20 protein-coding genes are annotated in these 22,734 nt (G+C 67.0%); 11 read left to right on the top strand and 9 right to left on the bottom strand.

Translation table 11 applies throughout. The annotated features are described in order from the left end of the window. The first annotated feature begins 30 nt into the window (after positions 1-30). Entirely contained in the window at positions 31-1,506 is a 1,476-nt protein-coding gene (locus IH09_RS17780) for a CCA tRNA nucleotidyltransferase (protein WP_052857276.1), read from the top strand. A 68-nt stretch (positions 1,507-1,574) separates the two neighbouring features. On the opposite strand, the gene IH09_RS17775 is transcribed toward IH09_RS17780, so the two are convergent. The 4 genes from IH09_RS17775 to IH09_RS17760 all read right to left on the bottom strand — a co-directional run bounded on the left by IH09_RS17775 (position 1,575) and on the right by IH09_RS17760 (position 5,386). Further along, a complete protein-coding gene (locus tag IH09_RS17775) occupies positions 1,575-1,913 on the bottom strand; it encodes an LppU/SCO3897 family protein (protein WP_190233326.1) in 339 nt (112 codons plus the stop codon). 293 nt (positions 1,914-2,206) lie between these two features. Next, complete coding sequence (locus IH09_RS17770; RefSeq protein WP_052857275.1) at positions 2,207-3,502, bottom strand: MFS transporter; 1,296 nt, start codon at positions 3,500-3,502, stop codon at positions 2,207-2,209. Between the two features lie 74 nt (positions 3,503-3,576). After that, positions 3,577-4,659 (bottom strand): inositol-3-phosphate synthase, encoded by a 1,083-nt coding sequence (locus IH09_RS17765; RefSeq protein ID WP_052857274.1) that lies wholly within the window; start codon positions 4,657-4,659, stop codon positions 3,577-3,579. Between the two features lie 46 nt (positions 4,660-4,705). After that, positions 4,706-5,386: a PadR family transcriptional regulator gene (locus tag IH09_RS17760; RefSeq protein ID WP_052857273.1), complete on the bottom strand. Its 681-nt coding sequence runs from the start codon at positions 5,384-5,386 to the stop codon at positions 4,706-4,708. Between the two features lie 361 nt (positions 5,387-5,747). On the opposite strand from IH09_RS17760, the gene IH09_RS17755 reads away from it, so the two are divergent. Then, positions 5,748-8,417, top strand: coding sequence for a transglycosylase domain-containing protein (locus IH09_RS17755; RefSeq protein WP_094793625.1), 2,670 nt, complete (start codon positions 5,748-5,750; stop codon positions 8,415-8,417). Between the two features lie 128 nt (positions 8,418-8,545). Beyond that, positions 8,546-10,027, top strand: a complete 1,482-nt coding sequence (locus IH09_RS17750) for a glycosyltransferase family 87 protein (protein WP_052857271.1) — start codon at positions 8,546-8,548, stop codon at positions 10,025-10,027. Positions 10,028-10,121: 94 nt separating this feature from the next. On the opposite strand, the gene IH09_RS17745 is transcribed toward IH09_RS17750, so the two are convergent. The 3 genes from IH09_RS17745 to IH09_RS17735 form a co-directional block, all read right to left on the bottom strand. Then, positions 10,122-11,153 (bottom strand): alanine racemase, encoded by a 1,032-nt coding sequence (locus tag IH09_RS17745; protein WP_052857270.1) that lies wholly within the window; start codon positions 11,151-11,153, stop codon positions 10,122-10,124. Between the two features lie 66 nt (positions 11,154-11,219). Continuing rightward, positions 11,220-12,338, bottom strand: coding sequence for a lipid II:glycine glycyltransferase FemX (locus IH09_RS17740; RefSeq protein ID WP_052857269.1), 1,119 nt, complete (start codon positions 12,336-12,338; stop codon positions 11,220-11,222). Positions 12,339-12,456: 118 nt separating this feature from the next. After that, the gene (locus tag IH09_RS17735; protein WP_052857268.1) at positions 12,457-12,774 is read right to left on the bottom strand and encodes a hypothetical protein; all 318 of its coding nucleotides are present in this window, start codon (positions 12,772-12,774) and stop codon (positions 12,457-12,459) included. Between the two features lie 230 nt (positions 12,775-13,004). Here IH09_RS17735 and rpsF point away from each other — a divergent pair, with 230 nt between their 5' ends. From rpsF to rplI, 4 genes are all read left to right on the top strand, one after another. Then, positions 13,005-13,295, top strand: a complete 291-nt coding sequence (gene rpsF / locus IH09_RS17730) for a 30S ribosomal protein S6 (RefSeq protein ID WP_003978891.1) — start codon at positions 13,005-13,007, stop codon at positions 13,293-13,295. Between the two features lie 82 nt (positions 13,296-13,377). Further along, on the top strand, positions 13,378-13,977 hold the full coding sequence (locus IH09_RS17725; protein WP_052857267.1) for a single-stranded DNA-binding protein: 600 nt from the start codon (positions 13,378-13,380) through the stop codon (positions 13,975-13,977). A 110-nt stretch (positions 13,978-14,087) separates the two neighbouring features. Next, positions 14,088-14,324, top strand: a complete 237-nt coding sequence (gene rpsR / locus IH09_RS17720; protein ID WP_003978893.1) for a 30S ribosomal protein S18 — start codon at positions 14,088-14,090, stop codon at positions 14,322-14,324. 18 nt (positions 14,325-14,342) lie between these two features. Continuing rightward, positions 14,343-14,789 carry a 50S ribosomal protein L9 gene (gene rplI / locus IH09_RS17715; RefSeq protein WP_052857266.1) on the top strand — a complete coding sequence of 149 codons (447 nt, stop codon included), beginning with the start codon at positions 14,343-14,345 and terminating at the stop codon, positions 14,787-14,789. Positions 14,790-14,869: 80 nt separating this feature from the next. Here the strand turns inward: rplI and IH09_RS17710 are convergent, their stop codons facing one another. Both IH09_RS17710 and IH09_RS17705 read right to left on the bottom strand, forming a co-directional pair. Continuing rightward, a complete protein-coding gene (locus IH09_RS17710) occupies positions 14,870-15,739 on the bottom strand; it encodes a trypsin-like serine protease (protein WP_052857265.1) in 870 nt (289 codons plus the stop codon). 39 nt (positions 15,740-15,778) lie between these two features. Next, positions 15,779-17,116: an MATE family efflux transporter gene (locus IH09_RS17705; protein WP_052857264.1), complete on the bottom strand. Its 1,338-nt coding sequence runs from the start codon at positions 17,114-17,116 to the stop codon at positions 15,779-15,781. Between the two features lie 464 nt (positions 17,117-17,580). Here IH09_RS17705 and dnaB point away from each other — a divergent pair, with 464 nt between their 5' ends. The 4 genes from dnaB (at position 17,581) to IH09_RS17685 (ending at position 22,494) form a co-directional block, all read left to right on the top strand. Beyond that, on the top strand, positions 17,581-19,053 hold the full coding sequence (dnaB, locus tag IH09_RS17700; protein WP_172450975.1) for a replicative DNA helicase: 1,473 nt from the start codon (positions 17,581-17,583) through the stop codon (positions 19,051-19,053). Positions 19,054-19,209: 156 nt separating this feature from the next. Continuing rightward, on the top strand, positions 19,210-19,632 hold the full coding sequence (locus IH09_RS17695) for an SgcJ/EcaC family oxidoreductase (protein WP_052857262.1): 423 nt from the start codon (positions 19,210-19,212) through the stop codon (positions 19,630-19,632). Between the two features lie 931 nt (positions 19,633-20,563). Beyond that, positions 20,564-21,763, top strand: a complete 1,200-nt coding sequence (locus IH09_RS17690) for a MerR family transcriptional regulator (protein WP_052857261.1) — start codon at positions 20,564-20,566, stop codon at positions 21,761-21,763. Beyond that, on the top strand, positions 21,763-22,494 hold the full coding sequence (locus IH09_RS17685; protein WP_240150851.1) for a hypothetical protein: 732 nt from the start codon (positions 21,763-21,765) through the stop codon (positions 22,492-22,494). Before IH09_RS17690 ends, IH09_RS17685 begins: the two co-directional genes overlap by 1 nt. Positions 22,495-22,734: the final 240 nt, after the last annotated feature.

Here is a 22,734-nt window from a genome sequence, read left to right as displayed (position 1 = left end):
GCGCAGCGCGGCCACGTACCCTGTTCTGTTGTGCCGAACGCCAACAATGACATCCCTGCCCCGCAGTCCGCGCGGACTCCGCATTCGACGAACGCGCTGAGCCATGTGCAGCGCCGTGCCGTGAGCGAGCTGTTGCGGGTGTCCCCCGTTGCGGACGACCTGGCCCGCCGCTTCCAGGAGGCCGGGTTCACGCTTGCCCTGGTCGGCGGCTCGGTACGGGACGCGCTGCTGGGCAGGCTCGGCAATGACCTGGACTTCACCACCGATGCCCGGCCCGAGGACGTCCTGAGGATCGTCCGGCCGTGGGCGGACGCGGTATGGGAGGTCGGCATCGCCTTCGGCACGGTCGGCTGCAAGAAGAGCTCGTTCGACATCGAGGTGACGACCTACCGCTCCGAGGCGTACGACCGCACCTCCCGCAAGCCCGAGGTGTCCTACGGCGACTCCATCGAGGCGGATCTGGTCCGTCGGGACTTCACGGTGAATGCCATGGCGGTGCTCCTGCCGCAGAAGGAGTTCGTCGACCCGCATGATGGCCTGGAAGACCTGGCAGCGCGCGTGCTGCGGACCCCGGGGACCCCGGAGGAGTCGTTCTCCGATGATCCGCTGCGGATGATGCGCGCCGCCCGCTTCGCCGCCCAGCTGGACTTCCAGGTCGCTCCCGAGGTCATCGCCGCGATGAAGGCGATGTCGGAGCGCATCGAGATCGTCTCCGCGGAGCGGGTACGGGACGAGCTGAACAAGCTGATCATGGCTGCGCACCCGCTGAAGGGACTGCGGCTGCTCGTCGAGACGGGGCTGGCCGACCAGGTGCTGCCGGAGCTGCCGGCGTTGCGCTTGGAACGTGATGAGCATCACCGTCACAAGGACGTCTACGAGCACACACTGACAGTCTTGGACCAGGCGGTCGGCCTTGAAGAGGACGGGCCTGATCTCGTGCTGCGGCTGGCGGCCCTGCTGCACGACATCGGGAAGCCGAAGACGCGGCGATTCGAAAACGACGGTCGGGTCTCCTTCCATCACCACGAGGTGGTGGGGGCGAAGATGACCAAGAAGCGCATGACCGCGCTGAAGTACTCCAACGACCTGGTCAAGGACGTCTCGCGGCTGGTGGAGCTGCACCTGCGCTTCCACGGCTACGGGATGGGTGAATGGACGGATTCGGCAGTCCGCCGGTACGTGCGTGATGCCGGCCCGCAGCTGGAGCGGCTGCACAAGCTGACGCGGTCGGACTGCACCACCCGCAACAAGCGCAAGGCCAATGCTCTGTCGCGCGCCTATGACGGGCTTGAGGAGCGCATCGCCCGGCTCCAGGAACAGGAAGAGCTGGATGCCATCCGCCCGGACCTGGACGGCAACGACATCATGAAGATCCTCGGTATCGCCCCGGGGCCGCAGGTCGGGAAGGCGTACCAGCACTTGCTCGAGATGCGACTGGAGCACGGCCCGATGGAGCGGGACGCGGCGGTTGCTGCCCTCAAGGAGTGGTGGGCGGGACAGGACTGACGTTTCACGTGAAACCGGCTGTCGATGAGGTTCCGTGTTTCACGTGAAACACGGGACCACTGCCGCTGCTACTTCAGGTGGGTGAGGCAGAGCACGACGCTGGAGCGGTGCCGACGGCCCCCGGTGCTCTCGGTGTACGCGGAATACTTTTTGTCGCAGACCGAGGTGTCGGAGGTGTCGTCGTGGACCTCCGACACCTGGTAGGTCGCGGTAGATGAGCCGCAGTCCACGGACTCCATCTTGGGGTCTGACGCGGTGCCCTTGTTCTGCATGCAATCACCGACCGCAGCTTTCTGAGCGTCGGAACCGAAGATGCTGTTCCAGACGGAGTTGAAGCCGACCAGTCCGCCGATCACCACGCCGATGATCACGAAGGCCAGCACCACACGGGTGATCTTCTTCCCCACGGTGTCCCGCGGAGGAACGGACGGAGGGGGCGTCGGTCCGGGGCCGGGGCCGCCGTACGGTTGCTGCGGAAGCGGTCCCTGTTGCGGATAGGTATGACCATCCTGCGGAGCCGGACCACCTTGAGGCTGTCCGTTTGGAGCGGTGGGTGTCTGTGGGTACGGGTTCTGACCGTACGGATTCGGTCCGTACGGGCTTTGCCCCTGAGGCGGTGTGGTCACGGAAGTCCCCCTGAACCTGCTGCGACTCTTGCAGGTGATCGACGCCCCGTAACGTACCTGGTCATACGAATCCGCTACGGCAGCTGCGGCTTCGTCGGGCGAGCGGGAGTTCCGCGGTGCCTGAAGCGGACCAGTGCCGCGACGACGACCGCATAGAGGCCCGCCACCACGATGAGCAGAACAGCCGACCTTCCGTCCGGCGGCAGCATGAGAGATGCCACCGCAGCGGCGCCGACGAAGGCGACGTTGAACAGGACGTCGTAGATGGCGAAGATCCGGCCGCGGAAAGCATCATCGACCGATGACTGAACGACCGTGTCCGTGGAAATTTTTGTCCCCTGCGTGGTGAGGCCGAGCAGAAACGCCGCGGCCAGCATCGGCTCCGGAGCGAAGAACAGGCCGAGAGCAGGCACCAGCACCGCCCCTGTGGCGGCGCAGCATGCGATCCAGCCGGACGTGCCGAGCCGGGAGATGGCCCAGGGGGTGACGACAGCAGCCGCGAAGAAGCCCGCTCCTGACACCCCGACGGTGATGCCGAGCAGGGCCAGGCCACCGGACTCGTTGTCCGCCCAGGAGTATCGGCACAGCATCAGCACCATGACGGTCAGCGCTCCGTAACAGAAGCGGACCACGGTCATTGCGGCGAGGGCACGCGCAGGTCTGCGCCGTCCCGCGAGATGACGCAGGCCCTCCACAAGTCCCCGCGCGGTGCTCAACAGCGCTTCTCCCAGGCGTGGTTGGAGCATCCCGGGGTCAGGTCCGAGGAGATCCGGCGGCATGCGCAGGGCGGTGAGGGACGAGCAGAGATACAACGCGGCAGAGAGCAGCACGATGACCGCGTTCCCATCCGCGCCGACGAGGCGGACAACGAAGGCGAGCCCGCCGCCTGCCGTCGCGGCGAGCGTTCCGGCTGTCGGAGACAGGGAATTGGCCATGACGAGTTGCTCCCCGCCGCCGACCACACGAGGAAGCGCGGCCGAAAGTCCGGCCAGGACAAAGCGGTTCACCGCGGTCACGGACAGGGCCGAGACGTAGAAGAGCCAGTCGGGTACCTCGGCCGCGACCAGCGCAGCTGTTCCGGCGGCCAGCAGAGCCCGTAGCAGATTGCCGTACAGCAGGACCTGCCGGCGCCGCCACCGGTCGAGCAGTACGCCGGTAAAGGGGCCGAGGAGGGAGTACGGGAGCAATAGGACCGCCATGGCGGAGGCGATGGCCGCAGGTGAGGTCTGTTTCTCGGGTGAGAAGACGACGAAGGCGGCGAGTGCGACCTGGAAGACGCCGTCAGCCGCCTGGGAGAGGAGCCGTGCGGCGAGGAGCGAACGGAAGTCGCGCAGACGGAGTAATACGCGGAGATCGCGCACAGCATGCATGGTGCACAGCCTCACACAGCCCGCAGGCCCCCGGGTGGAATACCCGGGGGCCTGCGATCGGACGATGCGGCGGCTCAGCGCTCGACGTCGCCCTGGATGAACTTCTCGACGTTCTCGCGCGCCTCGTCGTCGAAGTACTGCACCGGCGGCGACTTCATGAAGTACGAGGACGCCGAGAGGATCGGACCGCCGATGCCCCGGTCCTTGGCGATCTTCGCAGCGCGCAGCGCGTCGATGATGACGCCGGCGGAGTTCGGGGAGTCCCAGACCTCAAGCTTGTATTCGAGGTTGAGCGGGACGTTACCGAAGGCGCGTCCCTCCAGACGGACGTAGGCCCACTTGCGGTCGTCCAGCCAGGCCACGAAGTCCGACGGACCGATGTGGACGTTGTCCTCGCCCAGGTCACGGTCCCTGATCTGGGAGGTGACGGCCTGCGTCTTGGAGATCTTCTTGGACTCCAGGCGCTCGCGCTCGAGCATGTTCTTGAAGTCCATGTTGCCGCCGACGTTCAGCTGCATCGTGCGGTCCAGGATGACTCCCCGGTCCTCGAAGAGCTTGGCCATCACACGGTGCGTGATGGTGGCGCCGACCTGGGACTTGATGTCGTCGCCGACGATCGGCACACCGGCAGCGGTGAACTTGTCCGCCCACTCCTTGGTTCCGGCGATGAAGACCGGGAGAGCGTTGACGAACGCGACCTTGGCATCGATGGCGCACTGCGCGTAGTACTTCGCGGCGTCTTCGGAGCCGACAGGGAGGTAGCAGACCAGGACGTCGACCTGCTTGTCCTTGAGGACCTGGACGATGTCGACCGGAGTCTCCTCGGACTCCTCGATGGTCATGCGGTAGTACTTGCCCAGACCGTCGAGAGTGTGGCCCCGCTGGACCGTCACGCCGGCGTTCGGCACGTCACAGATCTTGATGGTGTTGTTCTCGCTGGCGCCGATGGCGTCCGAGAGGTCGAGGCCGACCTTCTTGGTGTCGACGTCGAAGGCGGCCACGAACTCGATGTCACGCACGTGGTAGTCACCGAACTGCACGTGCATGAGGCCGGGCACGCGGCTGTTCGGGTCGGCATCCTTGTAAAACTCGACGCCCTGTACCAGCGAGGCGGCGCAGTTGCCCACGCCGACGATGGCTACGCGTACCGAACCCATTCCGGTTGCTCCCTGTGTTGTCGATGAGACCCTGCTGCGCAGGCCCTCATGTGGTGGTGTCATCGGACGGATCCGGCCGGGTACCACCCCGGTGCCGGGGCAGGCCGCCCGTGTTTCCTGGAGAGTCCTTCTTGTCCCGCTCGGCGGGCTCGGGCGCACGCTGATCGCGCCCGGCGCGCTCGCTCTCGATGAGCCCGTTCAGCCAACGGACTTCGCGCTCCACGGACTCCACGCCGTGGCGCTGTAGTTCGAGGGTGTAGTCGTCCAACCGCTCGCGGGTGCGGGCCAGCGATGTGCGCATCTTTTCGAGGCGCTCCTCCAGCCGGCTGCGGCGGCCTTCCAGCACGCGCATCCGTACGTCCCGCGATGTCTGGCCGAAGAAGGCGAAGCGGACACCGAAGTGCTCGTCCTCCCATGCGTCCGGTCCGGAGTGGGAGAGCAGTTCCTCGAAGTGCTCTTTTCCTGCTGCGGTCAGTCGGTAGACGATCTTCGCCCGGCGCCCTGTCAGCGCCGCGGCGGGTGCGCCGTCCGGGGCACCGCCCGTCTCCTCCATGAGCCAGCCGCTTGCGACCAGTGCCTTGAGGCAGGGGTAGAGGGTGCCGTAGCTGAATGCACGGAAGACCCCGAGCGAGGTGTTGAGCCGTTTCCGCAGCTCATAGCCATGCATCGGGGACTCACGAAGCAGACCGAGGACGGCGAACTCAAGGACGCCGGAGCGTCTGCTCATCCTTCGCCTCCCTGTCCTCGGGCGCTCTTTATGTCGTGCTGATGTATCGAAGCGATACATCCAGACGATAGAACGGCCGCTTGGGCGGAACAAGTGGGGGGACGGTGAACGGCGTCACATCACCGATTCGTACTACCCAACCTGACTGATTTGGAGGGAATTTCAACCCTGGGCAGGTTTTGGCCCTGCGTAGTCTGTGCGGCATGCAGATCGCCGGGAACCGTGAGGCCAGATGTGGCGTCGCCGTTTCCGGTGCGGTGCGGCTCGCTGGTCAGGTGCGGGTCGTGCGTCGGGGGGACCTGAAGATAACTGCCGCCATCAGGCGACGAGATAGCGCGCCTGTCCGAGGAGTATTCGTTCCATGAGCGAGCACCGTCGCAAACCGCCGGAGCCACAAGGTGGTGGACGTGCCGCGGCCCGACGCGCCGCACAGCAGTCGTCGGGGCGTCGAGCTGCGCCTTCGCGCGGCTCCGCCGCCGATCCTGCGCCCAACTCAGAACCGGATGGCCAGGAACGGCCGTCCGGCGGACGGGCCGAAGCCCGCCGAGCCGCCCAGCGTGGTGGTCGTCGGCGGGCCTCCGATACCGCGGCGATGGCGTCCGGCGGTGGGAATGGGGGCGGAGGGCGCCGCGGAGGCGGTGGCGGAAGTGGTCCTGAGGGAGGGCGAGGACGCGGCCGTGGCAGCGGAAAGCCCGGCAAGAAGCGGTTCATCGACTACCCGCGCTACAACCGCGTCGGCTGGCGCCGCTTCGTGCCGTCCTGGAAGCTGGTCACCGCCCTGTGCATCGGCTTTGCCGGCCTGATCGTCGGCGCCGCAGGCATAGCGCTGGCGTTGGTGCAGGTTCCCGATGAGAACGCCGCCGCCAAGCAGCAGAACAATGTCTACCTCTGGTCCAATGGCGATGTCATGGCCCGGGACGGTGAGACGAACCGGCAGAACGTCAAGATCGCCGACATTCCGGTCTCGATGCAGAATGCGGCGATTGCCGCGGAGAACGCCTCGTTCAAGTCGGACTCGGGTGTGGACCCCGTGGGTATCGGCCGCGCGCTTCTGAACATGGCCAAGGGTGGCGACACTCAGGGCGGGTCAACCATCACTCAGCAGTACGTCAAGAACGCGATGCTGAGTCAGAAGCAGACCCTGGACCGGAAGTTCAAAGAGCTCTTCATCTCGATCAAGGTGGGCTGGAAAGTAGGCAAGCCGCAGATTCTGCAGGGCTACCTCAACACCAGCTACTACGGGCGAGGGGCCTACGGAATCCAGGCAGCGGCTCAGGCGTACTACGGCAAGAACGCCTTCGATCTGAAGCCGGACGAGAGCGCCTTGCTGGCGACTGTGCTCAAGGGTGCCGACCTGTACGACCCGGCCGGCGGTACGGGCCCGAACTCCTCGAGGGCGGCGAACACCAAGCGCGCCCAGGACCGCTGGTCCTGGGTTCTCGACCGAGAGGTCGAGACGGGGCTGATGACAAAGACCGAGCGGGACAAGTACCAGAAGTTCCCCATGCCCGAAGCGCCGAAGCCGGTGGCCAGCAAGGCCGGCCAGATCGGCTATCTGATGGATACGGCGAAGAAGTACGTCCTCAAGCATGCCGATATCAGCGAAGCGCGGTTCGACAAGGGCGGCTATCAGATCCAGACGACCTTCGACAAGGCGAAGACCGAGTACCTCGCCGCTGCTGTGAAGAAGGTCGACAAGAAATACATCGACCCGGAGAAGCGGGAAAAGGACCAATACGTTCAGTTCGGTGCCGCCTCGGTGGTGCCGGGAGACGGCAAGATCGTCGCCCTGTACGGCGGCGAGGGCTACGACAAGGGCCACTTCAGCAACAACGCCGACACCTTCGGCGTGCCGGTCGGCTCGACCTGGAAGCCGTTCGTCCTCGCGGCGGCGATGAAGGACGGGACGAAGGCGAGCGGTGGTCAGCCGATCTCGCCGGAGAGCAAGTACAACGGCAACGACCATCTCAAGGTGAAGGACCGAGACGGCAACTACGTCCTGAAGAAGGACAACACGCCCTTCTACCAAGTCAATGAGAGCGACCGTCCCTGGGGCTACATCTCCCTGGTCAAGGCGATGGAGCAGTCCGTCAACACCCCGTTCGTCCAGCTCGGCATGGACGTCGGGATGAACAAGGTGCGGGACATGGCGCAGGCCGCCGGAATCTCGGAGAGCAGTTTCGACAAGAGCCTCAACCCCTCCTTCGCGCTGGGCACCTCCACGCCGAGCGCGATCCGCATGGCCGACGCCTACGGAACCTTTGCCAAGTCGGGGACGAAGGTCGAGCCGTATTCGGTGACCGCGGTGAAGTTCCAGGGTGAGGACCTGCCGGGCTTTGACAAGCCCAAGCATGAGACGGCGATGGACCCGAAGATCGCCAACAATGTGACCAAGGTGCTGGAGAACGTCATCCAGAACGGTACGGCCAAGGACGCGCAGCGGCTGGGCCGGCCGGCGGCGGGTAAGACCGGCACCACCGACGAGAACAAGTCGGCCTGGTTCGTCGGCTACACCCCGCAGCTCTCCACGGCCGTCACGATGTTCCGTGAGGACCCGAAGAATCCGCGCCAGCTGTCCATGAACGGGGTCGGCGGTTTCGACTCGATTCACGGTGGTGCTCTGCCGACCGAGGTGTGGACCGAGTACATGTTGCAGGCCATGAAGGGCGTCCCATCGGTGCCGTTCCCGGCCGCCGAACCCATCGGGCAGCGCGCCGACGAGGAGGGCATGCCGCCGCCCCAGCAGACTGCACCGCCGACACCGCCGCCGTCCAAGGCCGCGACCGGGACGCCTACGCCCCCGGCGACCCCGTCTCACACGCCGTCCTCTCCCACCCCGACCGAGACCTGCGCCGAATGGGACGTTCACTGCCACACCAGCGGTGGCACGACCACCAGCGGTAGTACCGGAGGTCTACCGGGCGGCAGCACCGGCGGCGAATCGAGCCCGCCCCCTGACGCGACCACCGGCAGCAGTGGAGATGCCACAGGCGGCTTGTTCGGAGGCCCCGGCGGCAAACACCACCCCTGATCGCCGACCGTTTCACGTGAAACATCGCCTGTTTCACGTGAAACATGAAGCTACGAAGCCCCCGACCCGACTTATCCGGGCGGGGGCTTCGCCATGGCCGTCCGAGGTCTGTGCGGCAGGATGGGGTCATGACGAGCGTGCGACAGGACGAGCCCGTGCGGCCGACGACACGGGATGAGGTGGCGGCGGCTGGGAGCGAGCTGATCGGGGGGCCGATAGGTCGTCGCGCGCTGCTCGGTACGAGCTGGCTGACGCCCGTCCGGATCATCGCGCTCGTCACCATCGGTATGTTCGCGCTCGGCATGGTGCAGAAGCTGCCCTGCTACAACACTGGCTGGTTCTTCGGCGCCACGAGCCAGTACACGCATGCCTGCTACTCCGACATCCCGCATCTCTATGCGGGCCGGGGATTTGCCGACGGCCTGATCCCCTATTTCGACCGGTTGCCCGGCGAGATGAACTACCTCGAGTATCCCGTGCTGACCGGTGCCTTCATGGAGGTCGCCTCCTGGATGACTCCGCACAGCGGGTTGATCCAGTACCGCGAGCAGGTCTACTGGCTGGTCAACGCCGGCATGCTGCTGGTCTGCGCCGCGGTCATCGTGGTGTGCGTGACCCGCACCCACCGGCGACGTCCCTGGGACGGACTCCTCGTCGCCCTGGCACCCGCCTTCGCCCTCACTGCCACCATCAACTGGGACCTGCTGGCGGTTGCTCTGACCGCGGCGGGGATGCTGGTGTGGTCACGTAGTCGCCCGTTGGCAGCCGGCGTCCTGATCGGGCTGGCGACCGCGGCGAAGCTGTACCCGGTGCTGTTGCTGGGGCCGCTGCTGATGCTGTGCTGGCGCTCGGGAGCCTGGCGTGCGTACGGGAAGACCGTGGCCGGCGCGGTGGTGGCCTGGCTTGTGGTGAACGTGCCGGTGATGATTGCCCACGATTCGTCCGGGTTCCACATCCGGGAGGGCTGGACGAAGTTCTACACCTTCAGCCAGGAGCGGCCGATCGACTTCGGTTCGGTCTGGCTGCTGATCTCGCAGCGCACCGGGAACTTCCTTGCGGACGTCAACACGTACGCCATGCTGCTGATGATTCTGGGCTGTGGTGCGATCGCGCTGCTGACTCTCTACGCCCCGCGTCGGCCACGCTTCGCGCAGCTGGCATTCCTGGTTGTCGCCGTCTTCGTTCTCACCAACAAGGTCTACTCGCCGCAGTATGTGCTGTGGCTGATTCCGCTTGCGGTACTGGCCCGGCCGCGCTGGCGGGACTTCCTGATCTGGCAGGCATGCGAGGTCATGTACTTCCTGGGGATCTGGATGTACCTCGCCTACACGGGGAACGGCGACAAGCATCAGGGGCTGCCACTGGAGGGCTACCAACTGGTCATCGTCGTGCACCTCTTGGGCACTCTCTATCTGTGTGCCGTGGTCGTACGGGACATCCTTATGCCGGAGCGCGACGTGATCCGCAGGGATGGCGACGACGATCCGTCGGGCGGTGTCCTGGACGGGGCACCCGATGTGTTCGTGCTTGGGCAGGCGTATCGCGAGCCGCGGCACGCGGGCCACTTCGAGGGTGCGCCAGAAGTGCGCTGGGGCTCCGTGCGGGAATGAGCCGCGGGGCACGTAAGCACAGGGGCCCGGTGCCGCAGACATCTCTGCGGCACCGGGCCCATGACGTTCCGGAAAGCCGGGGTGCTCGGCCGGCTCAGCGTTCCACGAGGCGGTCGTACTGCGTGGTGGTGTGCCGCAGATGGGCCACCAGTTCCTCGCCGACCTGCGGCTCGGGAGCGTCTCCCGGGACGAACAGGATCGACACCTGCATGTGAGGAGGCTCTGCGAACCAGCGTTGCTTGCCGGCCCACACGTATGGCGCGAGATTGCGGTTGACGGTTGCCAGGCCGGCGCGGGCCACGCCCTTGGCGCGCGGCATCACACCGTGCATCGCCTTGGGCGACTCCAGACCGACACCGTGCGAGGTGCCGCCGGCCACCACGACCAAGTAGCCGTCGGAGGCCACTTTCTGCTGGCGGTAGCCGAAACGGTCGCCCTTGGCGACGCGGGTGACGTCGAGCACCGAGCCGCGGTACTCGGTCGCCTCGTGGTCGCCGAGCCAGAGCCGGGTCCCGATACGGGCGCGGAAGCGAGTCTGCGGGAACTGCTGCTGGAGACGGGCGAGTTCGGCGGCCTTGAGGTGACTGACGAACATGGTGTGCAGCGGGAGGCGGGCGGCGCGCAGCCGGTCCATCCAGCCGATGACCTCCTCGACCGCGTCGGACCCGTCGGCCCGGTCCAGCGGCAGGTGGATCGCGAAGCCTTCGAGCCGGACGTCCTCGATGGCCGCGGCCAGCTTCGGCAGGTCGTCCGGCAAGACGCCGTGCCGTTTCATGCTGCTCATCACCTCGATGACGACGCGGGCGCCGACCAGGCCGCCAACGCCCTCGACCGAGGAGACGGAACGAATCGCCCGGTCGGGCAGCGGCACCGGTTCCTCACCGTGCCGGAACGGGGTCAGGACGAGCAGGTCGCCGCTGAAGTAGTCCTTGATGTGGGCCGCTTCGTAGGTCGTGCCGACCGCGAGGATGTCGGAGCCGAGGCGGGTGGCTTCTTCGGCGAGGCGCTCATGGCCGAAGCCGTAACCGTTGCCTTTGCAGACCGGGACCAGCCCGGGGAACTGCTGGAGAACGTTCTGCTGATGCGCCCGCCAGCGCGCGGTGTCGACGTAGAGGGTGAGCGCCATGGCCGTGCCCGGAACCTTTCTCGTGGCTGGGGTGTGTCGGGGATACGAAGGGGTGAGGTGAAGCGGTCAGCGACGCGACATGTAGATGTCGAGGGCCTTGTGCAGGAACTTGTTGAGCGGGAAGTCCCACTCGCCGAGGTACTCCGCCGCCTGCCCACCCGTGCCGACCTTGAACTGGATCAGGCCGAAGAGGTGGTCGTTCTCGTCCAGGGAGTCGCTGATGCCGCGGAGGTCGTAGACCGTGGCACCGAGCGCATAGGCGTCGCGCAGCATCCGCCACTGCATCGCGTTGGACGGCCGAACCTCACGCTTGTGGTTGGCGGAGGCGCCGTAGGAGTACCAGACATGGCCACCGACGATCAGCATCGTGGCGGCGGCGACGTTCTCGCCCTCGTGGCGGGCGAAATAGAGCCGCATGCGGTTGGGGTCCTCGGAGTTGAGGGCCTGCCACATCCGCTCGAAGTAGCTCTGCGGCCGCGGCCGGAAGTGGTCGCGCTCCGCGGTGATCTCGTAGAGCCGCTGCCACTCGGCCAGATCGTTGAAGCCTCCCTGGACGACCTCGACGCCGGCCTTCTCGGCCTTCTTGATGTTGCGGCGCCACAGCTGGTTGAAGCCCTTGTGGACATCCTCCAGGGAGCGGTTGGCCAGTGGCACCTGGAAGATGTAGCGCGGCTGTACGTCGCCGAACCCGGCACCGCCGTCCTCGCCCTGCTGCCAGCCCATCCGACGCAGCCGGTCGGCCACCTCGAAGGCACGCGGCTCGATGTGGGTTGCCTCCACATCCCGCAGGCGCTTGACGTCCGGGTCCTGGATGCCGGACTTGATCGCCGTGGAGTCCCACCGTCGGATGATGACCGGCGGACCCATCTTCACGGAGAAGGCACCCTGCTGCTTGAGGTGCTTGAGCATCGGCTGGAGCCAGTCCTCCAGGTTCGGTGCGAACCAGTTGATGACCGGCCCCTCGGGGAGGTAGGCGAGGTAGCGCTTGATCTTGGGCAGCTGGCGGTAGAGGACCAGGCCGGCGCCGACCAGCTCGCCATTCGCGTCGAACCACCCCAGGCTCTCCGAGCGCCACTCAGCCTTGACGTCAGCCCAGGCCGGGACCTGCATGTGGCTGGCCGCGGGCAGGCTCTGGATGTATGCCAGATGCTGCTCTCGGCTGATGGTCCTCAGGGTCAGGCTCATGCGGGGCGCTCCTCGGCAGGTGTGTCCCCATGGTCGGGGCTCCGGCTCTCGCGCCGAAGCCTACTGGGGAGCGCCCCGTTCAGACGTACGGGAGCGGGCCCGTACGCGTACTCGCGGGCTAGCCGAGTACACCGCCGAAGAGCCCGCCGTGTGCCATACCGATAAAGAAGCCGACGGCCGATGCTCCGAGTCCGATGATCAGCAGGAAGCGTTCACCGGTCGTCGCGGAGATGAACTGGCCCCACATGCCGGCGAAGATCCCGAGCAGGCCGGCCCAGGAACTGACCAGGTGCAGGCTGTGGGAGAAGGTGGTGAAGATGGCAATCGCGCCGAGGGCCACCGTCACGGCGACCATGGTGTTCTCGACGGGATGAGCCTTGCCGTCGCTGTTCAGAAGCGAGAGAAGACTCCGCTGGGTCCGTACTGCCTGTGCCATGCGGCACCTCCGATGACAGGGCGGCGCACTGTAACGCCGCTCACACCCGTTCTGTTCCAGATTGGGGGGTGGACCGGCCGGATTTCAACCGGGAGCCCCAGGGGAGGTACTGTGTACGGTCTGCGCCCATGTCTGTCCGGATGACCCGGACCGGCTCGGCGTGGAACGCATCATGACCCTCCTGCCACGGAACGACCGTGGCCGCTGAGTCCAAAGGAGGTGGGTTCTACATGCGTCACTACGAGGTGATGGTCATCCTCGACCCCGATCTCGAGGAGCGCGCTGTCTCCCCGCTGATCGAGAACTTCCTCTCCGTCGTCCGTGAGGGCAACGGAAAGGTCGAGAAGGTCGACACCTGGGGCCGTCGTCGTCTCTCGTACGAGATCAACAAGAAGCCCGAGGGCATCTACTCGGTCATCGACCTCCAGGCCGAGCCTGCGGTCGTCAAGGAGCTCGACCGTCAGATGAACCTGAATGAGTCGGTCCTCCGGACCAAGGTCCTCCGTCCCGAGACCCACTGAACGCGACAGCGTCCAGCGGTAACCGGGTTCGAGTAGCAGCAACACCAGCAGCCAGCAGCACACCCGCCGAGAGGTTCCCCTAATGGCAGGCGAGACCGTCATCACGGTTGTCGGCAATCTTGTCGACGACCCCGAGCTGCGCTTCACCCCGTCCGGTGCGGCGGTCGCGAAGTTCCGCGTCGCGTCCACTCCCCGCACCTTCGACCGTCAGACCAATGAGTGGAAGGACGGCGAGAGCCTGTTCCTGACCTGCTCGGTGTGGCGTCAGGCGGCGGAGAACGTCGCCGAGTCCCTCACGCGGGGTACCCGCGTGGTCGTGCAGGGCCGCCTCAAGCAGCGGTCGTACGAGGACCGCGAGGGCGTGAAGCGCACGGTCTACGAGCTCGACGTCGAGGAAGTGGGCGCGAGCCTGAAGAACGCCACGGCCAAGATCACCAAGACTGGTGGTCGCGGTGGTCAGGGCGGCGGCTTCGGCGGCGGTCAGCAGGGCGGTGGCGGCCAGGGTGGCGGCGGCTGGGGCGGCGGCCCCGGCGGCGGTCAGCAGCAGGGCGGCGGCGGTGCTCCCGCCGACGACCCGTGGGCGACCAGCGCTCCTGCCGGCGGCGGCCAGCAGGGTGGCGGTAGCGGTGGTGGCTGGGGCGGTAGCTCCGGCGGCGGCTACTCGGACGAGCCGCCCTTCTAGGTCCGTACAGCTGGCTCGTCTCCGCGCTGTTTCACGTGAAACAGGGCTGTGAAACGGCCAGGGGCCTTGGGGCGTCAGCACAAACTTCTTGAACTCACTGGAGAGAGACAATGGCGAAGCCGCCTGCTCGCAAGCCTAAGAAGAAGGTTTGCGTGTTCTGCAAGGAGAAGATCTCCTACGTCGACTACAAGGACACGAACCTGCTGCGGAAGTTCATCTCCGACCGCGGCAAGATCCGTGCCCGCCGGGTGACCGGCAACTGCACTCAGCACCAGCGTGACGTCGCGACGGCTGTGAAGAACAGCCGTGAGATGGCGCTGCTGCCCTACACGTCCACCGCGCGATAAGGGAAGGGTGACCGAATCATGAAGATCATCCTCACCCACGAGGTCTCCGGCCTCGGCACCGCCGGCGACGTCGTGGACGTCAAGGACGGTTACGCCCGTAACTACCTGGTCCCGCGTGGTTTCGCGATCCGCTGGACCAAGGGCGGCGAGAAGGACGTCGAGCAGATCCGTCGCGGTCGCAAGATCCGCGAGATTGCCACGATCGAGCAGGCCAACGAGGTCAAGGGCCGGCTTGAGGGCGTCAACGTGAAGCTGGCCGTTCGCGCCGGCGACGCGGGCCGCCTGTTCGGCTCCGTCACCCCGGCCGACGTCGCCTCGGCGATCAAGGCTGCCGGTGGCCCGGACGTCGACAAGCGTCGCGTCGAGCTCGGTACGCCGATCAAGACCCTGGGCGCGCACCAGATCTCCGTGCGTCTGCACGCCGAGGTCGTTGCGAAGCTCGGCGTCGAGGTCGTCGCCGCGTAATCGCAGCACAACGCTGAAGGGCCGCATCCCGGAGACGGGGTGCGGCCCTTTGCCGTATGTGCCGGTGGGCAGGTCCGGTCTCAGTCCTCGTCCTGGGCATGCTTGTAGAGCTTGGCGATTTCGTCGTTGAAGTACGCGGCGTAGGAGACATCGTCCTCGTCGCCGCCGCCCTGATGGCCGCCGAGGACGCCGATGACCGTGCCCGTGTGACTCTTGGGGTCGTAGTCGGCCAGCCAGGGGCTGCCGCTCGTGCCACCCTCGAAGTCGGTGCACTGGATCCGCAGCTGGGTGTCGCTGAACTTCATGGTGCGGTTCTGGCAGGTAATGGGCGTGTTACGGCTGGTGGGATAGCCGGTGATCTTGACCTTGTTGTCGAAGCCCCGGTCGATGCCGAGGGTATTGCCACCCAGCACGTCCTGGATTTCCTTGCCGTTCTTGCTGTCGAGCACGAGGAAGGCGACGTCGGCGTTCTCGTCGTTCGACTTGATCCAGCGGTCGTCGACGATCACCTTCTTGACCTTCCACAGGCCGGTGGGTTCGTCGCCGTTGCGGTAGTCGGGGGCGAAGACGAGGTTGTCGATCGTGGCCCCGGCGTCACTGTCGAAGGCACAGTGCGCCGCGGTGATGAGCATGTTCCGGCCGGGGCTCTGCACCACACTGGCGGTGCAGAAGTGATCGCCGGAGTCGTCCTTGTCGAAGATCGCGCCGATCCGGGCGTTCTGTTCGGTGCGGCGCGGGGTGTACGCGTTGCCGTCGTCGGCCGGGGCCGTCGCGGAGGGCTCCTGGTCCGGTGGGGTCTGGTCGGAGTCGTCGGAGTCGCCGGATTTCCCGAAGCTGCTGCGGCCGACACTGGCCGTATCGGTTTCCTCGGCGGCGTAGCCCACCACGACAGTTGCCCCGACGATGATCATGGTCAGGGGCAGGATGGTTTTTCTGGCGAGCGGGCGCACACGGTCATTATCAACATGTGTTCGGGATTCCGGGATGGTTCAACGGGAGGCTCCCGTCACAATCCACCGGCCGGAGCGGGTGCGCAGCCACAGCGTCAGCATGCGCACGGTCATCATCAGAGCCATCGCCCACCACAGCGCGACCAGCCCGCCGCCCAGGGCGGGGACGGCCAGTGCCACCGGTGCGAACAGGGCCAGCGTCACCACCATCGCCCAGGCCAGGTACGGACCGTCTCCTGCGCCCATTAGGACGCCGTCGAGAATGAAGACGATGCCGGAGACCGGCTGGGTGACGGCTACGACCAGGAGAGTGGTGAGGAGCGGTCCCTGTACCGCGGGGTCGGAGGTGAACAGGGGGATGAAGGCCGGCCGGGCGAGCACGACCACCACGCCGAGGACCACGCCCGAGGCGATGCCCCACTGGACCATGCGGCGACAGGCGGCCTTGGCGCCGTCCCGGTCGCCCGCTCCGAGATAGCGCCCGATGATGGCCTGCCCGGCGATGGCAATGGCGTCCAGGGCGAACGCCAGCAGGGACCAGAGGGTGAGCACGATCTGGTGGGCGGCGATTTCGGCGTCGCCGAGCCGGGCGGCGACCGCGGTGGCGATCATCAGTACGGCACGCAACGAGAGGGTGCGGACGAGCAGAGGGACACCGGCTTGGGCGGAGGCGCGGATGCCCGCGGCGTCCGGGCGCAGCGCGGCTCCGTGGCGCCGGGCGCCACGGACCACGACGGTCAGGTAGACGGCGGCCATGCCGCACTGGGCTATGACGGTGCCCCAGGCGGAGCCCGCGATGCCGAGGCCGGCGCCGTAGACCAGGCCGACGTTGAGTACGGCGTTGGCGGAGAATCCTCCGATGGCGACGTACAGCGGGGTTCTGGTGTCCTGGAGGCCGCGGAGCACGCCGGTGGCGGCGAGCACGACGAGCATCGCGGGTATGCCGAGCGAGCTGATGCGAAGGTAGGTCGTGGCGTATGGGGCGGCGGTGCCGGAGGCGCCGAATATCTCGACGAGCCACGGTGCGGTGGGCAGCACGACCGCGATGACGGCGGCACCCAGGAGCAGGGCGAGCCAGATACCGTCCATGCCCTGGCGGATGGCCCCGGTGAGATCGCCGGCGCCGACCCTGCGGGCGACCGCGGCGGTGGTGGCGTACGCGAGGAAGACGAAAACGGAGACGGCGGTGGTCAGCAGCGCGGCGGCGATGCCGAGGCCGGCGAGCTGGGGGGTGCCGAGGTGTCCGACGACGGCGCTGTCGACCATGACGAAGAGGGGTTCCGCGACCAGTGCGCCGAAGGCGGGCAAGGCGAGCGCGATGATCTCGCGGTCGTGGCGACGGTCGGTGCGCCGCGGTGTCGCGGGAGCCTGTGACATGGACTCAATCTAATCTTCCACAGGTAAGTGATGCAACTGCCTTGTGATCCTTACTTTCCGTTGTGTGAGGCTGCCTTCTCCGCGTCGTTTGTCGCGATCTTGAACAGGTTGCAGAAGTTTTTCTCCCCCACAGCCTATGGATGAAAAAAGCGCAGGTCGGAGGCGTGAGGGTGGAGTGATTGTGTGCTTGTCCACAGATGTTTCCCCCGTGCCGTGCACAGGTTCTGGGGACTTCTCCACAGCTATGAGGCCGTCATCCACATGGCCTGTGGATAACCAGATTGGCGGACGGCCTCCACGGGCCTACCGTAGTCCGGCACCCGCCGCCTGTTCCGGCCTGAGGAATCGTCCGAACTCGACGCGCCGTAACCGGAGTCGGGCGTCTCGATTGTCAGAGCTGTGCCGTAAGAAAGAAGGGCACAGCAAGGTCCGCTTCGCGGACGGGAGGAGGTGCCGGGGTGAGCATGCCCGAGCCCGTGGAGGACCCCTGGGCGGACTCCGGTCCGAGCGACCGACTGCCGGCCGCCCGTTCCCGCCGCGGCGAGGGCAAGGGCCGCGGCCGCGGTGACCGCCAGGACCGCGGCGACGATGAGGGCGGCTCCTGGGCCGGTGGCTTCGAGCGGGTGCCCCCGCAGGACCTGGACGCCGAGCAGTCGGTGCTCGGCGGCATGCTGCTGTCCAAGGACGCCATCGCGGATGTCGTCGAGGTGCTCAAGGGCGACGACTTCTACCGCCCGGCCCATGAACTCGTCTTCCAGGCGATCCTCGATCTGTACGCCAAGGGTGAGCCGGCCGATCCCATCACCATCGCGGCGGAGCTGACCAAGCGCGGGGAGATCGCGCGGGTCGGCGGCGCATCGTATCTGCACACCCTCGTCCAGTCCGTGCCGACGGCCGCGAACGCCGAGTACTACGCGGAGATCGTCCACGAACGGGCCGTACTGCGCCGGCTGGTCGAGGCCGGCACCCGGATCACGCAGATGGGATACGCCGCGGACGGCGACGTCGACGAAATCGTCAACAGCGCCCAGGCGGAGATCTACGCCGTCACCGAGCAGCGGACCAGTGAGGACTATCTGCCGCTCGGCGACATCATGGAGGGCGCCCTCGACGAGATCGAGGCGATCGGCTCGCGCCAGGGCCAGATGACCGGCGTTCCCACCGGCTTCACCGACCTTGATTCCCTGACCAACGGTCTGCACCCGGGCCAGATGATCGTGATCGCGGCCCGTCCTGCCATGGGTAAGTCGACGCTCGCGCTGGACTTCGCGCGGGCCTGTTCGATCAAGAGCAATCTGCCGAGCGTGATCTTCTCGCTCGAAATGGGGCGCAACGAGATCGCGATGCGTCTGTTGTCCGCCGAGGCCCGGGTGGCGCTGCACCACATGCGATCCGGCAGCATGACGGACGAGGACTGGACGCGGCTGGCGCGGCGGATGCCGGATGTCTCGGCCGCCCCCCTGTACATCGACGATTCACCGAACCTGTCGATGATGGAGATCCGCGCGAAATGCCGCCGGCTCAAGCAGCGCAACGACCTGAAGCTGGTGGTCATCGACTATCTCCAGCTGATGCAGTCCGGCGGCTCGAAGCGCGCCGAGAGCCGTCAGCAGGAGGTCTCGGACATGTCCCGAAACCTCAAGCTGCTCGCGAAGGAACTGGAGCTGCCGGTCATCGCGCTCTCGCAGCTGAACCGTGGTCCCGAGCAGCGCACGGACAAGAAGCCGATGGTCTCCGACCTGCGTGAATCCGGTTCGATCGAGCAGGACGCCGACATGGTGATCCTGCTGCACCGCGAGGACGCCTACGAGAAGGAGTCCCCCCGCGCGGGCGAGGCCGACCTGATCGTGGCGAAGCACCGTAACGGCCCCACTGCGACGATTACCGTGGCGTTCCAGGGCCACTACTCGCGGTTCGTGGACATGGCGCAGACGTGAGGGAGGGCTGGTGTGGGATCTCAAATCCCATGTCGGAATCTCACGTCCAATGTCGGATCGATGTCGGATACGACACCGGCCGTGAGACCGCCCATGTCCTGTTGCAGTGCGGAAGGAATTGACCTCAACTTAAGTTGAGGTTCTAGGTTTGCCTCAATGGACACCATGAACTCCACCCTCCCCGCCAACGACGCCGACGAGCAGCGGATCCGCGAGTTGGTAGCGCGGTCCCAGAAGGCGCAGATCGACCCGGACGTGCTGCCTGCGCTGCACGCCGCAAACTTGGTGATCGTCAACTTGGCTGGTCGGCGCCTCTTCGGGCGTGATGCCTTCGCTTCGGCCATGGCCGAAGCGCTCTCTTCCCCGCTCAAGGACATCCGGACCTCGCTGGAGGTCGACGATATTCGGTTCACCACCCCCGACGTCGCCATCGTCAGCCTCACCAAGACCGTCCACGACGAACGGTACGAGACGGAGGGCTCGTCGGACCTGCCCTCGGTCGGTGTCATGACCTACGTCTTGACCCGCCAAGGCGACGACTGGCTCATCGCCCTGGCCCAGACGACACCGGTCCGCTGAGCCGACCAGAGGGCAATTTCCCCGAATGCCATGTCGTTTGAGAATCCGAACCATCAGCGTTCTCAGACGAAATGGCGACTCCCCCTGTCGAAAGCCCGTCGTCTGACGGATGCCCTGAGACAGGACAGCCCAGGTCAGTGGATCGACGGCCCGAACTGTTAACCGCGACCGGGCGAGAAAGCGAAACGGGCGCGAGACTCCAGCGTCCGACGCAGCGCGAGACAGCAGACGGAACCGCAGGCCACGAAGGCGGCGTCCGACACGAGCGCCGAGACCCTACAGCTGGGTAGGCTTCGCGACTTGATGCGTGTGCGCACGTAGTGCATGCGTAGTGCCGGCCGAGAGGGCACAGCGCGCACGCGAATCCGGGAGCCGGTTCGCGGTGGTAGCGGTCCGTACGGTCCGTAGCCACCTCCGTAGCTGCGATCGGCTGTCCGTTCGGGAGCCTGCTGTGGCCTGATGTGCCGGCCTGAACCGGTGACCGAGCCGCTGTCGCAGTCTGGAGTGGAAGCCCTGGGCGTTCACCGCGGTGGGGGGAGCGCCATGCGGCTCGGGCGGCCGATGTTCTGCCGCACTCAAGTTGGCGGATTCTCGCTCCCTCTCCCGCCTCTCTTCCGCAGCGGCAGAATCTCACCGCTCCGGGTTCGGGCACGCGGTTCCCTCCGACGAGTCGACGGCTTCGAATGGGCCGTCACCGTAGTCGTAGTCGAAGACGACTCCGGCGCGGTAGGGATAGCACGATCACCGAGAGGTCCCAAGCGCACAGGCGGGAAGCCCCCCACCGGTGCTCCCGGCCGCATCGCGGTGCCGGCTTCCGAAAGCTGGGCTGCGGTGCCCCATCGGATCACCCGAGTCAGGTGGTCCGGTGGGGCCGCTTTGGCGGGTGGAGGGTTTTGACCTTCAGGTTGGGTGAAGGCCGACAATCGCGTGCATGGACGACACCGAAGAGCTGTTGAGCATCGGCGCGTTTGCCCGGCGGGTCGGGCTGACGCCCAGTGCCCTGCGGTTTTACGACGACTGCGGGGTGCTGCGGCCGGCTCGGGTGGACGCGACGACTGGGTATCGGCACTACGCGGCGGGTCAGCGCGGGCGGGCGGTGCGGCTGCGGCGGTTGCGGGAGGCCGGGCTGGCGTTGGTGGATGTCGCGGTCGTACTGGACGGGCCCGGGGACGCGGCGCGTGGCGTACTGCGGGGGCATCTGGAGCGGACGCGGCGGTCGGCCAGTGCGGCCCAGACGGTGCTGGAGGGGTTCCTGCGCGATGTGGAGGGGGAGACGGAGTGCGGGCGGGTTCGGGCGCGGGCTCGTATCGGGGGCGCCGAACTCGCCAGCGCGGTACGGCAGGTGGCGCCCGCGGTGGCCGCTGGTGCGGCGCGTGCGGAGTTCCCGGTGCTGGGCTGTGTGCTGCTCGAACTCGTCGACGGCGAGGTCCGGCTGGTGGCCACGGACCGTTACCGACTGGCGGTGCGGGTACTGCGGTCCGCGGACTTCGAGGGCGGGCCGCGGCGGGTGCTGATCGACGCGGCCGCGGCGCGGGGGCTGGCGGACTGGGCCGTACGGCAGGGGGCGGTCGAGGTGGAGTGTGCGGAGGAGGAAGGGACGGGGACGGAGGCCGTCGCGGGGGTTCGGCTGCGGGGCGTGGAGGACTTCCCGGCGCGGTGGGAGGGCGAGGGTGCTGGGTGGAGCACCCGCGGGGAGTGCGGGGTGTTTCCGGATTACCGGTTGATGCTGGAGGGGCTGGCGGCCGGGCGGCATCGGATCATCACCGACCGGGGCGGGCTGCGGGACGCAATCGACGGGCGGGCCGGCGTGGTGTCGTTCACCGTCCGCGCGGATGGCGTGGCGGGACAGCGGAAGACCGGGGCGGAACTCGAAGTGGCGGGCGGGGAGCGGGACACCGTCCGGTTGCGGGCGGTGTGTACGGGACCGGCGCTGCGGATCGCCTTCGATCCGGCCGTACTTGTGCCGGCGCTGGAGGCCGGGGTGGGGCCCGATGTGTTGTTGGAGATCGCTTCAGCGGACCGGCCCGTCGTTGTCCGCTCCGCCGACCAGGGAAGTTTCACGACGTTGGTGATGCCGCTGCGCGACGTGCCGGCGCCGGCCGCACCGATGGTTGAGGCAGGGAGAGGCTGATGGCTGAGGAGAGCGGCACCCGGATGGATCCGGAGCTTCCGGTGGTGAGGTTGTGTGTCGAGGGGATGCGGGCGGAGGCGGACGGCCGGGCCGATGCGGCGCACACACTCTTCCGGCGGGCCTGGGACATCGCGGCCGACGACTACGAGGCGTGCATCGCCGCGCACTATCTCGCGCGGCACCAGAGCTCGCCCGAAGAGACGCTCCGCTGGAACCAGGAATGTCTGGACCGCGCTGACCTGGTGGGCGACGAGCGGGTACGGGGCTTCTATCCGTCGCTGTACGTGAACATCGGCCATGCGTACCAGAAGCTCGGCCAACTCGACCTGGCACACGCCTATTTCGTCCGGGCCGCCGAGTGTGTGTCCGAGATACCCGAGGGGCGGTACGGCGACTGGAACCGGTTCGCCGTCGCGGCGGGATTGCGGAGCACGGCTGAGGGGCTGCCGGGTCTGGAAGCCGGGGCGGGGGCCGCGGGCGAAGGTGGTGGTGAGCAGGCCGGGCCATGGGCCGTCGATGAGCGGATCGGCGAACTGCTGGCGCGGTGGTGTGCGCGGGCCGAGCTCCCGGCGCTCGGACTGACGCTCCCGGCCTATCTGGGCTACCTCGGTACGGACGACGACCGGCTGCGGCTGCGGACCGCGCTGCACATGGTGCATGCGGCGCGCCGGCTCCCGGAGGACGAGCAGACGATGCTCGGCGAGGTGATCGGGTCGGCCGCGCTGCGGTGACGTGGTGGGGGGAAGCGACGGGGCCGCCCTCGGTGGGTGGGCGGACGGCTGGACGGATGGGTGGGTGGCTCTGGCGTCGGGGGCGGTGGCCGGTAGAGGGTGATCCGTGGCGGGCAAATTGCCTGTCCATGAGCTTGATCGCTGTCGAGGAGTCTCAATGATGAAGTCAAGCCGCCTGCGTGACCGGCGGGGCGGAGGTGAAGAGCCGCCCGTCACGCAGCAGGGCCCACAGCACACTCG

Source organism: Streptomyces celluloflavus (assembly GCA_000720995.1).
GTDB classification, from domain to species: Bacteria; Actinomycetota; Actinomycetes; order Streptomycetales; family Streptomycetaceae; genus Streptomyces; species Streptomyces celluloflavus.
Note: the sequence above shows the minus strand (reverse complement) of the source record. Positions and strands in the feature narration are given on the sequence as shown.

Bases quoted from the DNA above. Each gene is read 5' to 3' on its own strand.
- IH09_RS17770 (WP_052857275.1), bottom strand. From the start codon at position 3,502: ATGCATGCTGTGCGCGATCTCCGCGTATTACTCCGTCTGCGCGACTTC.
- IH09_RS17765 (WP_052857274.1), bottom strand. From the start codon at position 4,659: ATGGGTTCGGTACGCGTAGCCATCGTCGGCGTGGGCAACTGCGCCGCC.
- IH09_RS17760 (WP_052857273.1), bottom strand. From the start codon at position 5,386: ATGAGCAGACGCTCCGGCGTCCTTGAGTTCGCCGTCCTCGGTCTGCTT.
- IH09_RS17755 (WP_094793625.1), top strand. From the start codon at position 5,748: ATGAGCGAGCACCGTCGCAAACCGCCGGAGCCACAAGGTGGTGGACGT.
- IH09_RS17750 (WP_052857271.1), top strand. From the start codon at position 8,546: ATGACGAGCGTGCGACAGGACGAGCCCGTGCGGCCGACGACACGGGAT.
- IH09_RS17745 (WP_052857270.1), bottom strand. From the start codon at position 11,153: ATGGCGCTCACCCTCTACGTCGACACCGCGCGCTGGCGGGCGCATCAG.
- IH09_RS17740 (WP_052857269.1), bottom strand. From the start codon at position 12,338: ATGAGCCTGACCCTGAGGACCATCAGCCGAGAGCAGCATCTGGCATAC.
- IH09_RS17735 (WP_052857268.1), bottom strand. From the start codon at position 12,774: ATGGCACAGGCAGTACGGACCCAGCGGAGTCTTCTCTCGCTTCTGAAC.
- rpsF (WP_003978891.1), top strand. From the start codon at position 13,005: ATGCGTCACTACGAGGTGATGGTCATCCTCGACCCCGATCTCGAGGAG.
- IH09_RS17725 (WP_052857267.1), top strand. From the start codon at position 13,378: ATGGCAGGCGAGACCGTCATCACGGTTGTCGGCAATCTTGTCGACGAC.
- rpsR (WP_003978893.1), top strand. From the start codon at position 14,088: ATGGCGAAGCCGCCTGCTCGCAAGCCTAAGAAGAAGGTTTGCGTGTTC.
- rplI (WP_052857266.1), top strand. From the start codon at position 14,343: ATGAAGATCATCCTCACCCACGAGGTCTCCGGCCTCGGCACCGCCGGC.
- IH09_RS17705 (WP_052857264.1), bottom strand. From the start codon at position 17,116: ATGTCACAGGCTCCCGCGACACCGCGGCGCACCGACCGTCGCCACGAC.
- dnaB (WP_172450975.1), top strand. From the start codon at position 17,581: ATGCCCGAGCCCGTGGAGGACCCCTGGGCGGACTCCGGTCCGAGCGAC.
- IH09_RS17695 (WP_052857262.1), top strand. From the start codon at position 19,210: ATGGACACCATGAACTCCACCCTCCCCGCCAACGACGCCGACGAGCAG.
- IH09_RS17690 (WP_052857261.1), top strand. From the start codon at position 20,564: ATGGACGACACCGAAGAGCTGTTGAGCATCGGCGCGTTTGCCCGGCGG.
- IH09_RS17685 (WP_240150851.1), top strand. From the start codon at position 21,763: ATGGCTGAGGAGAGCGGCACCCGGATGGATCCGGAGCTTCCGGTGGTG.